Origin of the sequence: Microcoleus sp. PH2017_28_MFU_U_A (assembly GCF_020738035.1) — a bacterium.
In the GTDB taxonomy this organism is placed as follows: Bacteria; Cyanobacteriota; Cyanobacteriia; order Cyanobacteriales; family Microcoleaceae; genus Microcoleus.
The window spans coordinates 1-12,328 of the sequence record NZ_JAEQCX010000159.1; the positions used below are offsets into that span (position 1 = coordinate 1).

At 44.6% G+C, this 12,328-nt stretch carries 12 protein-coding genes; 7 read left to right on the forward strand and 5 right to left on the reverse strand.

The genetic code is table 11. From position 1 onward, the window contains the following. On the forward strand, positions 1-258 hold a 258-nt coding region (locus JGK14_RS31340), incomplete at its 5' end, for a hypothetical protein (RefSeq protein ID WP_293200983.1). Here JGK14_RS31340 and JGK14_RS31345 read toward each other — a convergent pair. Both JGK14_RS31345 and JGK14_RS31350 read right to left on the reverse strand, forming a co-directional pair. After that, positions 204-2,282 (reverse strand): abortive infection protein, encoded by a 2,079-nt coding sequence (locus tag JGK14_RS31345; RefSeq protein WP_325315893.1) that lies wholly within the window; start codon positions 2,280-2,282, stop codon positions 204-206. The genes JGK14_RS31340 and JGK14_RS31345 overlap by 55 nt on opposite strands. A gap of 8 nt (positions 2,283-2,290) precedes the next feature. Next, positions 2,291-2,962: a hypothetical protein gene (locus JGK14_RS31350; protein ID WP_293196742.1), complete on the reverse strand. Its 672-nt coding sequence runs from the start codon at positions 2,960-2,962 to the stop codon at positions 2,291-2,293. Positions 2,963-3,304: 342 nt separating this feature from the next. Here JGK14_RS31350 and JGK14_RS31355 point away from each other — a divergent pair, with 342 nt between their 5' ends. Further along, positions 3,305-4,222 (forward strand): OmpA family protein, encoded by a 918-nt coding sequence (locus JGK14_RS31355; RefSeq protein ID WP_293185216.1) that lies wholly within the window; start codon positions 3,305-3,307, stop codon positions 4,220-4,222. Between the two features lie 504 nt (positions 4,223-4,726). Here JGK14_RS31355 and JGK14_RS31360 read toward each other — a convergent pair. Next, on the reverse strand, positions 4,727-5,854 hold the full coding sequence (locus JGK14_RS31360) for an AI-2E family transporter (protein WP_293224269.1): 1,128 nt from the start codon (positions 5,852-5,854) through the stop codon (positions 4,727-4,729). Positions 5,855-5,998: 144 nt separating this feature from the next. Here JGK14_RS31360 and JGK14_RS31365 point away from each other — a divergent pair, with 144 nt between their 5' ends. Next, complete coding sequence (locus JGK14_RS31365; protein ID WP_293185218.1) at positions 5,999-6,979, forward strand: alpha/beta fold hydrolase; 981 nt, start codon at positions 5,999-6,001, stop codon at positions 6,977-6,979. Between the two features lie 61 nt (positions 6,980-7,040). On the opposite strand, the gene cysS is transcribed toward JGK14_RS31365, so the two are convergent. Next, a complete protein-coding gene (cysS, locus tag JGK14_RS31370; RefSeq protein ID WP_325315894.1) occupies positions 7,041-8,663 on the reverse strand; it encodes a cysteine--tRNA ligase in 1,623 nt (540 codons plus the stop codon). A gap of 148 nt (positions 8,664-8,811) precedes the next feature. Here cysS and JGK14_RS31375 point away from each other — a divergent pair, with 148 nt between their 5' ends. Both JGK14_RS31375 and JGK14_RS31380 read left to right on the forward strand, forming a co-directional pair. After that, a complete protein-coding gene (locus JGK14_RS31375; RefSeq protein ID WP_293190430.1) occupies positions 8,812-9,102 on the forward strand; it encodes a type II toxin-antitoxin system Phd/YefM family antitoxin in 291 nt (96 codons plus the stop codon). Positions 9,103-9,126: 24 nt separating this feature from the next. Then, a complete protein-coding gene (locus JGK14_RS31380; protein WP_293190429.1) occupies positions 9,127-9,570 on the forward strand; it encodes an Imm30 family immunity protein in 444 nt (147 codons plus the stop codon). Here JGK14_RS31380 and JGK14_RS31385 read toward each other — a convergent pair. Further along, positions 9,563-9,682 carry a hypothetical protein gene (locus tag JGK14_RS31385; protein ID WP_325315896.1) on the reverse strand — a complete coding sequence of 40 codons (120 nt, stop codon included), beginning with the start codon at positions 9,680-9,682 and terminating at the stop codon, positions 9,563-9,565. The two genes, JGK14_RS31380 and JGK14_RS31385, sit on opposite strands and share 8 nt — an antisense overlap. A 195-nt stretch (positions 9,683-9,877) precedes the next feature. Between JGK14_RS31385 and JGK14_RS31390 the strand changes: the two genes are divergently transcribed. Together JGK14_RS31390 and JGK14_RS31395 are read left to right on the forward strand one after the other, a co-directional pair. Further along, the gene (locus JGK14_RS31390; RefSeq protein WP_293196739.1) at positions 9,878-11,236 is read left to right on the forward strand and encodes a P-loop NTPase fold protein; all 1,359 of its coding nucleotides are present in this window, start codon (positions 9,878-9,880) and stop codon (positions 11,234-11,236) included. After that, positions 11,193-12,328, forward strand: a 1,136-nt coding sequence (locus JGK14_RS31395; RefSeq protein WP_325315895.1) for a tetratricopeptide repeat protein, incomplete at its 3' end; no start/stop codon positions are given. The genes JGK14_RS31390 and JGK14_RS31395, both read left to right, overlap by 44 nt.

A 12,328-nucleotide genomic window follows, 5' to 3' on the forward strand; every position in this document is an offset into this window, starting at 1 on the left:
AAGACGGCGGTTAAAATCGCCGGATTCGTAGAAGACTCGGCGGTTAGAAACCGCGTCTACACAGACAAAACCCGCCTCCGCGGGTTGAAGAAAAGACGGTTAAAATCGCCGGATCTGATTAATTCTCTTCATTCCGCGGAGGCGGAATTTGTTTGTGTAGACGCGGTTTCAACCGCCGTCTTTTTCTTATATTATAATTTGACTCAAAGTCCTGTAGGTGCGATCGGCTCAATGTCTGGATCGCATCCACCAACTTGATTTGTGCGAATTACCCACAAAAAAGCTCCTTGTTTTAAGAGGATTTTGGCGATCGCATCTTGGGTACGCCTCGGCAGCATTGTTCGGTAACTCATAGCAGCTTTGAACGAATTCACGATGCCAGCAAAAAAGCTTTTTTTCAGTTCAGAATCAATACCCGCCAATCTCGCATTTTTGCGCCAATCTGGACGGACAACACCGAGGGGAATTAATACTTTTTCTAAACTCTCTCCTAAGGCTATTAACTGGTTAAATCTTTCGGTTTGTGCGGCGGTGGGATGTGTTTTCAGCCAGTCTTGAATCTGAGGATTTGACTCAATTTCCGCAGTGATTTTTTTAATTGTCGCGTAAATTGCCTGACTGGAATCTTGGACGCAAGAAGTTGCTGGCGTGACTAAACTGGCGCCGGTGCCGTCTCCGCTGCGGTAGCGCGCCATCATGATATCTAGTTGCTGGTTTAATTCAGTTAAAGGCGACAAGGTGATGCCGTCAAAGTCGTAGTCGCAACACACGCAGTCTAATTTACAGATGATATCGCACACCGGGCGATCGCCCAACCAGCCGCGCTGCAAGTCTCCCATGTAACTTTGCCATTTGCTGGAACCTGCTACAATTCCGTCTGGATTGTGGGCATAAACTTGTTTGTATTCTATGTCAAAACGCAGTTCGCGGGTAAAGCGATCGCGCACAACTTTTGCTACTCCAAAAGCAAAATGTCCGGTGACAATTCTCAGCGGTGCCGGTTCGCCGCCTTTGCCGCCGATACCGCCGAAACAGTGAATCACTATACCGATATCTCCTTCTTGCCAAGGGGAGATTGAATCGTTTTCTGTAGCATCATTTGGCATCAACAATACTCTTTTGGCTTGTCCTTTTTGCGCCCTAGTATTTAACCAGTTTTGGTCTTTTAAATAAGCGAGAGATTTTTGTAACCCGAAATGTGTTTCATCTGGGATTAATTGGGCAATTTTCCGGGGTTCGATAGCCTGAACAACAAAAATATTATCTTCATCTCTTTCGCCGTAAATGTACCAGCCCTCTGAATTTAATGGCGATTGTTCGATTTGGTGATTGGTAGACCTCGCTATCCCATTTTTGTCTGGCTGTACTTGGGGAATCCGAATGATTTCGGCGGCGCCGTCAAATTGTTGGGATGTTTGGCCCAAATGCCGGACAATAAATTTGTCGCTGTCGGGTTCTGGGCGCTGTAAAATTGAGACTAAGGCACAGAAACGTCCGATAATTTGTACTGGTTCGCGATCGATAATTAATTCTTGCGGGTCGCTGTTGCTATGGTTGATGGCAATCACCGGTCTCCGTAACATCACAGTCACGCTGTCTTCGCGTCTGCTACCTGCTAGAGTTTCTAAAGGGCCGACATTGCGCCAGCCGTTCAATCTATCTGGATGGATGTTGCCTGATTTTTGACTTTTTTGAGTTTGTTTGGTGAAGCTGATATCTTGACTGACGGCGTGGACAAAAAATTGTACTTGGCGATCTGTACTCCACTTCAAAAATGCTATTTTGCCAATGAAATTTTGATGTTTTTTGGGTGCATTGATCACTTCAAAAAAAACTGATCCATAAATCTGGCGCTGTTCGTTTGATGGCAAAATCAAGCGCCCTTGCCAAAGTGCGATCGGGTTGTAGAGATGGGCAACTGCTGCTGCATCTTCGCAGACGATTTCTGGCTCCGGCTCTTCTAAAGTATCGCTTTCTGGTTCCTCAAAAAACGCCGGATAATTGGAATCTTCTTCGACAAATTGCGGTTCTAAAAAAACGTTTTTACCTGCGGCAATATTGGCAGTTGAATCTCGGTTTTTTAGGGGTGATTTCAATTTCAGAAAATGGCGTTTTTCCTCCAGCTTGTCCTGCAACCAATTGACAAAAACCCGAACAAAAATAAAAGCTGTGAGACCGAAAATCACAGCCAAAGCTGTCATCCCCAGAGTCAAAAGAAATTGCTCTAAAGATTGACCGGAAAGTAAAATAATTTTGGGCCAAATCAAAGAATATGCCGCCATAAATATATCTAGAAACGAGTTTTAGGTTCGATCCAGTCTGTGCTGGCTTGAGTGCCGAAAACTAGGGGTTTGTCTTGGGTGACAGATACGGTTTGGCCAGTCATATCGACGGCACAAAGAGGCCAAGATCGATCGCCCAAATGACCGGCGCGGAACAGAACTTGTCCCGGGCAAACTTGACTCCAACCCAACAATACAGCATGGGTGTAAAGACTGCGAGCCGGAGCAACGGTATAAGTATAATTATCATTTTTATCCCAAATGACCGCGTAGTCGGACATATCGGAAGAGTTGAACAACGCTTCAAATTCGCGGGCGAGAACGCGGGAACCCTCTTGATTCCAAGAAACAGGTACTAAAATCGCGATCGTCCCGGACATATCTGTGTCATCGCTAGCATACATTCCGCTTTCCGCCAGGGGCGAAGCAGCCGCCACTGTTTGCAGTTCCCCAGTTTTGAGATTTTCCACAAACATGACACTGCTAACCCGACAGCGGGCCAATTCCGGCTGTACTTGCAATTCAATTCGACTGTAAGCCGCGTATTGGCCGTTAGTTGAAACTAGGGAAGGACTCCGATAGTAGCGGATACCTGTGCCAGCATTTGAACTCACCTTAGCGTGAGTCTCATTAATCCATTCCCAAGGCACGGGATAGGGGCTATTTAAAGGGTCAGTCATCGTTTTTTTTTTCAAAAGTTCTACAGTATTATCTAACAGATTCAGGCTTACACGCAGGGGACTAGCAATCGGGTTTTTGTCGGAAATGCTGTGCAGCCAAACCCCAGATTTGTAGAAACCGGGTGAATTTTTCAGATTTGAGATTTGTCCTCCAATCTAAAATCTAAAATCCAAAATCTCAAATTGGATATATAGGATAGTATCGAAATTAATCTGGTATAGCAATCCTTGCAGGAGTCGTAAAAATTTTACCCCACCCCAACCCTCCCCTTGCCAAGGGGAGGGAGTAAGAAATTCACAAATGATTTAGGATTGCTATATGTGTACCGAGAGGGAGGAACCATGACGCGATATTCTACGGAAAAACCTTCAATCCCCCCGACTCGCGTCTCGAAGTCGCGGGGAAAAGGTTTATTTTTACTGTCGCTAATCTTTAGACTGCTGTTGCTGGGAGTAGGCAGCGGTTTTGCGTGGGTTTTGGGGATGGCGATCGCCCAAATTTATCCCTCACGCGCCACGTCTATGCCGATCGCCGAGAGATTGCTGCGCGTAACTCAAAATTTGACCTCCAGCCCGAAACGCGCCCCAGCAACGCCAATTCCAGCGCTTCCTGCACCAACCGCTACACCAACTCCCCAGTCGAAAGTCAATCCCGCCCAGAGAGAGAAATTGCAGGGAGATTTAAGAAAGTTGCAGGGCGAGCTCAACGCGCTAATTGGGCGCACAGCGGCTTTAGAAAGTCAGTTGGGTAGCAGCCGCCCGACGGAAACTTTGGAAAAGCGGTTGCAGTTGATGTCGCAGGAATTGGCTGCAACCCCAACGGAGGCCACTCCTCCTCTGGCTTTACCCGCGCCGAGCCCTCTCGATGGTAACGCGCAGCCACAGAATACGAGAAATCCAGTGTTTGCAGGGGATGCGCTGATGGTAACTTTGCCCAGCGATGTTTTGTTTAATACTGGCAGCATTTCTCTGCGGGCGGGTACCAGTGCGATTTTGGACAATTTGGTGGCGGAGTTGCGGAGTTACGAGGGGGCGACGGTGCGGGTTGCAGGCCACACTGACGACGCTCTTGAAGAGGCGGAAAATCGCAATGTGTCGTTTGCGCGGGCTCAGGCTGTGGTGCAGTATTTGTCTGGTGTGCTCGGGCAGAAGTATCATTGGGTGGCGATCGGCTACGGGGAAAGTCGCCCTTCGGTGGATAATAGTTCTGAGATCAATCGGCAGCGCAACCGTCGCATTGAAGTGGCAATTAGTCCTTAGTCAGTTGTCAGTTGTCAGTTGTCAGTTGTCAGTTGTCATTGGGCTTATAGATACTAGACTTAGGATTGATAGAGCAACCGCAGATTTAAGGCAGATTAACACAGATGAACGCAGATAATTTCAAGAGAGTTTGTGGCTGTGGCAATTTTGTCTAGTTTTTTCAATTCACTGTGCCGAATTTTAGGAAAAATCATGCAACATTATTTGTAGGGTGTGTCGCCGCCAACCATCTTTAAAATTGACAAATAGTCGATCGGGCGACGCACCGAATTATGTGTAGGGTGTGTCGCCCTCAACCATCTCTCAAATTGACGAATAAACTCAGGGCGACGCACCGGATAAAATATTTGAGCAAATCAGCCTTTGACGAGTTTGGTGTTTGTGGAAATAATTTTAATGAGTCGTATCACGTGCGTCGCCCTGAGATTCTCGGTATTGAGTTAGGAATTTATCGCAGGCGACACACCCTACAACTGTCAACTGTCAACTGTCAACTGTCAACTGTCAACTGTCAACTGTTGAAGCCGAAGGTGTCAAAGGTGGTAAGTCAGAATTATTTTTAGCTTGATTTATTGTCTCTCGATATTCGCTCCTCAGCTTCGGTTTTAAATACAAATTCTCAATCAAAGCAGCTACTCCCGCAAACCAAGGCGGCACAATTACCGCGCCAATAATTCCTAATACTTGCACGCCTCCCAAGACAGACAGCAATTGATACAATGGATGCACCCCAACCGAGGAACCAACCAGCAAAGGATCTAGTACGTAAGTTTCTAAGTTTTGGATAAATACAAACAGCAGCAATACCCACAACAACACCCATCCACCCTTAGCTAAGGCGACGATTAAGGCGGGTACTGCACCCAAAACCGGGCCAATGAAGGGAATCAGATTTGTCACACCTGCGATCGCACCCAAGCCCAAAGCAAACTCCGGCATCCCCAAAAAGCTCAAACCTGCGGTGATAAATATCCCTAAAATCCCCGAAACTAACACCCGCCCGCGAATGTAACTCCCCATTCTTTGCCCGATGGGCGTGGCTTGGGCGGCGAGTTTTGTGTCCCAAGGTTTCGGGAAAAACTGCACCAAACTTTTAATTAATGTGTCGCTGTCCGCTACCATGTACCCGGAAATAAATAATGCTAAAACTAGGCTGAAGAAGCCGCCGAGAATGCCTCTTGTTAAACTGTACGATCGCAAAACCAGTTGTTGGCTCGATCGAATCAGCCAATTTGTCAGCGATTGAGTGTCCAGCAACTGATTCACCAAAGCAGGTGCATCATCGGTGAGGCGACTGGCTAAGCTAGTCGCTACCACTTCCAGACTTTCGGCGTAAACTGGTAACTGTCGCACCAGTAACTGTATTTGATCGATGACTGTCGGCCCGATTAACACTACCGTCCCGCTGAATCCGCCAATCAGAGTTAAATAAACCAGAATCACCGCCAGCCAGCGGGGAACGCGCATGGTTTCGGCCCAATTGACGATCGGGACGATCGACGCGGCGAGCACGACTGATATCATCAGAATTACTAGCAGACTCCGCAATTGCCACAGCAGCACTAGCAGCAAGGACGATGCTACAATGAGCAGCAAGTTAGGTATAGAAATTGTAATCCGCTGTTCAGACATGATTAAATAATAAAGGTCTGTAGTTGCGCTTATCTCCTCGCACAGGGCGGGTTTATTTATCTTCTGAGTTACCCCATATATTTTGGGTAAAACCCAGCCCTACTCATTTTATAATAAAAAGTAACATCGGCACAAAAAAATAATATGCAACCACAATATTCAACTCAAGATTTATCAGCCATTTCGTCTATCAAATCACCAACGCTGTTTTACGAATGGCAAAAATATCGCTGTGCTTATGATGTTTATCAACCAACTACTGCGACAGAAGATAGCATACCTTTGTTATTAATTCATCCCATAGGAGTTGGATTGTCAAGAGTCTTTTGGCACAGATTTTGCGAAAGTTGGTACAAATCAGGTAACACAAATCCGATTTACAATCCCGACCTTTTGGGCTGCGGTGATTGCGAAATGCCCGCTGTGGCTTGCTATCCTGAGGATTGGGCGGCACAGTTGCAGTTTTTCTTGGAGACTGTAGTAAAAAAACCTGCGATCGTCCTCGTGCAAGGTGCTTTACTGTGTGTAGCCTTGGAATTAGCCAAAATTCAGCAGGAAAGCGGTTCTAATTTAATCCATTCCTTAGTTCTCGCCGGGCCTCCAGCCTGGGCGGTGATGAACAAACATTCGACAGATAGAGAGCAAAGAATCGTCTGGAATTTGTTAGACTCTCCCTTGGGAAACGCTTTTTATCGATACGCCAGACGCGCTAAATTTTTGCGCTCTTTTTCTGCAAAACAACTGTTTGGCGATGCTGCTAAAGTTGACAGCGAATGGTTGGATGCTTTGCAAGCTGGGGCGGCAAATCCTGACAGCCGTCATGCAGTTTTCTCATTTTTAGCGGGTTTTTGGCGGCAAGATTATAGTACCACGATTCAACAGTTTATGAATCCGGCACTCGTTATTATGGGAGAAAAAGCCTCAAGCATCAGTCAATCAGGTAAGGAAGAAAAACCAGAGGAAAGAATAGCGCAATATTTGGCTAACTTTCCCAACGCAGAGGGTTTATTAATGCCGGGGCGCAATGTTTTACCCTACGAATCTACGGCAGAATTTGTGAGTGCTGTTGCGGAGTTTGTGAATGGAAGTTTGCAACCGCAGATATCAGCAGATGAACACAGATGAACGCGGATGGAATTTCGTCTGCGTTAATCCGCGTTCATCTGCGGTTAAAAAACTCTGAATTTCAACTGCGATGCCAAATTGTTGTGCCATCTTTTTGATCGATCAGAGTAATGCCCCGATCCTTGAGTTCGTTGCGAATGCGATCGCCCTCAGCGAAATTTCTAGCTATCCGGGCATCCTTCCGCTGCTGAATCATCGCCTCAATTTCCGCATCACTCAAACCGCCAACCGCCGCATCGCTGTCAGCTTCCGGTTGCACCTCCAACCCCAAAACTCCCGCCAAATTCACCAAAGTCAGCCAATGAAGCTGCAACAATTCCGGCGAAGTTTCAGTTTTGCCTTGATGCACCAAAACATTGCTTTCCTTACCCAATTCCTTCGCCAATTCAAACAAAACAGCCAAAGCAGCAGGAGTATTGAAATCATTATCCATAGCTGCTTGGAATTGCTGCACAGCTTTGGTATCTTGTCCAGTTTTCTCAACGTCCCAATTCAGTTTCTCTGCATATCGGAGTCCAAAAAGCAAGCCTTCGTTGATAGTATTCCAGCCATTTCGAGCAGAGGCGATCGCATCTTCAGTAAAATCTATCTGACTGCGATACTGCGCCATAAACACAAACAGCCTCACCGCCATCGGTTCCACCGCTTTTGACTTATTACTTTGATTCTTACTCCCCCCCTTAGCAAGGGCAGATTCATTTTCACTCTTACTCCCCCCCTTAGCAAGGGGGGGCTGGGGGGGGTCAGATTCACTCTTACTCCCCCCCTTAGCAAGGGGGGGCTGGGGGGGGTCAGATTCAAGTTCTCCCGACCAATTCCCCTCCAACAAATCGCGAATTGTAATAAAATTGTGCAAAGACTTCGACATCTTTCTGCCATTAACAGTCACAAAAGCATTGTGCATCCAATAATTAGCCAAAGACTTGCCAGTCGCAGCTTCAGATTGAGCAATTTCGTTTTCGTGATGCGGAAAAGTTAAATCGGAACCGCCGCAGTGAATATCAATAGTTTCGCCCAAGCAATCGCGCACCATCGCCGAACATTCAATGTGCCATCCAGGGCGACCTTTTCCCCAAGATGATTCCCAAAAAGGTTCACCGGGTTTAGCACTTTTCCACAAAGCGAAATCTGAGGAATCTTGCTTTTTTTGAGCTTCTATTTCGGAGGTTTCTAATCTGCCGCTAGCCCCGGCTGCCATTTCTTCCAACTTGCGGCCGGAAAGTTTTCCGTAGTTGTCAAACTTGCGAACGCTGTAGTAAACGTCGCCACTGTTCGCATAGGCAAAGCCTTTGTTTTCTAACTCGTGAATCAGCCGTTTGATGCCGTCTATTGAGTGGGTGGCGCGGGGATATTCATCGGCCCTGAGAATATTTAGTTTGTCCATGTCGGCAAAATATTCGTCGATGAAGCGTTCGGCTACGGCTTCCATTGTGGAATTTGTCTCGCGGGCGCGATCGAGAATCTTGTCATCAATATCGGTAAAATTCTGTACGTAGCGCACCGAGTATCCCCGCCACATCAGATATCGGCGCACCATATCCCAGACGATGTAAGCGCGGGCGTGGCCGACGTGGCAGTAATCGTATACCGTAACGCCGCAGCAATACATCCGCACCTTTGAGGGTTCGATGGGATCGAAAGGTGATTCGCGGCGGGTCAAGCTGTTGTAAAGCGTTAGGGACATGGGATTTGAGATTTGGGATTGATGTATTGCTCTAATTTATTATAGTACCGCGTTTGATTCCGCTATTTTTTTTGCTATCAAAATTTGATTGACGAACTCCGTCGGCATGGTGTAGCATTGAATTAGATGCTAATTTAATGTTATTATTATGATCAACCTTTCAAGAGACATACATTCTCTCACCGATTTCAAACGTAATACGACTGAGTTTGTGCAGCGACTGAAGCAAACAAAAAATCCTTTAGTTTTAACTGTCAACGGGAAAGCAGAGTTAGTTGTTCAGGATGCTGAATCTTATCAGAAGCTTTTAGATGCAGTTGAGTTATTGGAGAGTTTAAAGGGAATTAAACTGGGCTTGGAACAAATGGATCGAGGGGAAGGGAAAAAAGCGGAGGATTTTTTTAATCAACTGTTTGACAAGTTAGACAGTTCCCCATGAATCAGATGAGGAAGGTAATAGCTGATGAAAGAAAATATTTGGATTAACTTTTTAGAAAAAAATAAATTAATGCGATCGCCTGATGAAGTGACAGCTTTTGAAAATGCTTTAGCCTCAGTTGCCGATCGTCCTCACAATGAAGATTTGCCAGATTTACATCTGATTTTAGACGATCGCTGCGAACAGCCAGAAGTCATGTTCGGTTTGATTCATTTTTTAGAATCTTTTGATGTGTCAGCACAGATTCAAGCATTTGTTACAGTTATACCGCAATTAATGCTCGTTGCTTCGGAATGGACGAGAATTCTCCACAACCGCATTTTGAATGATGATGATGCTTGTCGTTTGTATCGAGATATTTTGCATTCATTGAACTCCGAAGAACCTAGTTTTGTTCGTCAATTGCTGGAAGAAAGCGCTAGTTACAATTTAAGCAAGCGGGAACCAAAATTAGAGTTGGCTAGGTAAGAATGTTTAGGCAACAGCAAAATCTGTCAAAGGGCGATCGATCGTCTGGATGGTGAAAAGCCAGCACTATATCGCTTTGATGAACTTCTTCTTTTAACAGTTCGTTGGCGATTCCTTGTCTTTACAAAAGTATTGGAAAACCTGATTTTTAGGACAATAATTAATTATGGTCAGTCGGTGGCGATCGCCATTTTTTGAGTATCGTGTGAGATATGAGTTAGAATTGGGGTTGAAAAGCTCCACATTGCGATCGCCCCTAATCGCAGTCAACTGTGGGTTCCATCTACAATCCATAATCTAAAATCCGATGACTTCACTCCCACCCAACCGCGCCAAAACACTCAAGGAAGCTTACCGCGCTTGCGATGTCAAGCCTCTAGCGGGTGATGATATTGCCCGATATTATGTAGATTTGTCCGCAGTACGCAACACAGTGGCGATCGAAAATGTTAGCACGGATTTGGATCTTCAAGAACCGGGAGAATTTAACACAATTTTGTTTACGGGACATCGGGGATGCGGCAAAAGTACAGAATTAAAACGCATTCAGTCGCGGTGGGAAAATGAATATCGGGTGATTTATATAGAATTCGATCAGGAACTAGATGTTCTTGATGCTGAATATACCGATTTATATTTGCTAGTTATCAAAAAAGTAGCTGATGAGTTAACTGAATTAGGATTGAAGTTTGATCCAAAACTATTACATAGTTTTGAATTGTGGTTTAAAGAAGTCACTAAAGAAACAGAAGAAACTGTTCAATCTTCTGTTAGCATTGAAACTGAAGCAAGTGCAGGGGCAGAAATTCCCTTTATTTCTAAGCTGATGGCAAAATTGATCGGTCAAATCCGAGGTTCTAGTCAACACAAACAAGTTATTCGCGAAACTCTTCAGCGCAATCTATCCCGCTTGCAAACAGATATGAATCTGTTGTTAAAAGATGCTTTTGACAAGCTGATACGCAAATATCCAGGCCGTTACCAAAAAGGATTTTTACTGATTGTTGATAACTTAGACCGCATTACTCCAAGAGTTGCCAATCATTTGTTTTTTGATTATGCTCCTCAACTGCAAGAACTAGACTGTACAATTATCTATACAGTGCCGATTTCGGTAATTTATTCATATAAAAATGTCAGCAATTTATTTGATAGCAATCCCAACATCGTGCCAATGGTGAATATTTATGAATTTAACCGCAGTGAGTGCGATTTAAATTGCAATCAGCAAAGATTAGATGGAGTTGCCAGTTTGATCGAGAAACGAGTTGATGTTAGTGCGGTATTTGATGATCGAAAACAGTTGCTAGATTTGGCAAAAGCCAGTGGCGGTCATGTGCGACAATTGATGCAGATAACTCGATCGGCTTGTCGCACGGCCATTACTCGCAAACACAATAAAGTTTTGGCTGAAGATGTAACTTACGCTTTAAATCAACAGCAATTTGATTTTGAAAGGTCTACTCCTACACCAGAATATTATACAATACTAGCGCGAGTTTGCATCGACAAAGATATTGCTAAAGAAGAAATCGGACAAAATTTATTATTCAATCTTTCCGTCTTGGAATACAACGGCAATAGTCGGTGGAATTATGTCAACCCACTCGTAAAACAAAGTTATGCTTTCCAACAAGCCCTTAGATCAATTCAAGGAAATCCCTGAAATACACCAGCAAAGGATAATTGAATTCAATCAAGAATCTTTTGACCAATTGCTGACGTTTGTCGATATTGTTCCCGATGATGCCTTTGATTTGGGATTTATTGACTGTAATTTTGCGAAGGATACAGATGCGATTATTCAGGCTTTAATTAATCATCCCGATTGTCAAGAGATGCAGTTTGAGATTTGGGATTTTCCCGATCCTGATATGCGCTTTTTGATGGATGAAATTCTGAAGGTTTTGCCAGCAGTCAAGGTTCAACCAGACAAAAAGTTGATTTTCATTGTGCGGGGAGTGGAAAATGCGATCGGGATGACGGGGGAATATCCGCCAATGTTGGTAGATTTTAATTGGGTGCGAGATGCTTATCCGGTTATGGTACGGCATCCAATGATTTTTTGTTTGCCAGATTATGCGATTACGCGAGTTGCTAATTATGCGCCGGATTTCTGGGCCTGGAATTCGGGAACTTTTGTGTTTAAAACTCCGGCAAATACTAGGGATGATGCGATTTCTCAAACTCTGGATGCTAGCAAAGAAATTAGCAATTGTGAGGTTCCAGAAAAGCAGGAACGGATAGATTTATTAAAACGGTTATTGATTGAATACACTCCCTCGAATGGGCGCGAGGAAACTCAAGGTGATTTAAAAACTCGCATTAGGGTTTTGAATGATTTGGGAATTGCTTATCGCAGTCGGAGTGACTACTCAACAGCAAAATACTATCTGAAACAAGCATTAGATTTGGTTAAAGATGATGAAGATTTAGCCGAACTCAAGGCAAATTCTTTGCATGAATTAGCAATTGTTGAACGCAATCTAGGAGAAATCGAAAAAGCGATTACTTTAGAAAAGCAAGCTATGGAAATCTTTGAACGCATCGGCGATATTAAGATGAAAGCTGCTACTTTGCACCAACTAGCAATAATCTATGCCAATCAAGGGGATGTAGAAAAGGCGATCGCATTTTATCAAGAATCTCTCGAACTTGAGGAAAAAATTGGCGATGTTCAAGGGAAAGCTGCTACTTTGCACTGTCTAGCAATAATCTATGCCAATCAAGGGGATGTAGAAAAGGCGATCGCATTTTA

Coding starts and splice junctions, on each gene's coding strand:
- cysS (WP_325315894.1), bottom strand. CDS start 8,663: ATGTCCCTAACGCTTTACAACAGCTTGACCCGCCGCGAATCACCTTTC.
- JGK14_RS31365 (WP_293185218.1), top strand. CDS start 5,999: ATGCAACCACAATATTCAACTCAAGATTTATCAGCCATTTCGTCTATC.
- JGK14_RS31360 (WP_293224269.1), bottom strand. CDS start 5,854: ATGTCTGAACAGCGGATTACAATTTCTATACCTAACTTGCTGCTCATT.
- JGK14_RS31380 (WP_293190429.1), top strand. CDS start 9,127: ATGAAAGAAAATATTTGGATTAACTTTTTAGAAAAAAATAAATTAATG.
- JGK14_RS31375 (WP_293190430.1), top strand. CDS start 8,812: ATGATCAACCTTTCAAGAGACATACATTCTCTCACCGATTTCAAACGT.
- JGK14_RS31355 (WP_293185216.1), top strand. CDS start 3,305: ATGACGCGATATTCTACGGAAAAACCTTCAATCCCCCCGACTCGCGTC.
- JGK14_RS31345 (WP_325315893.1), bottom strand. CDS start 2,282: ATGGCGGCATATTCTTTGATTTGGCCCAAAATTATTTTACTTTCCGGT.
- JGK14_RS31390 (WP_293196739.1), top strand. CDS start 9,878: ATGACTTCACTCCCACCCAACCGCGCCAAAACACTCAAGGAAGCTTAC.
- JGK14_RS31350 (WP_293196742.1), bottom strand. CDS start 2,962: ATGACTGACCCTTTAAATAGCCCCTATCCCGTGCCTTGGGAATGGATT.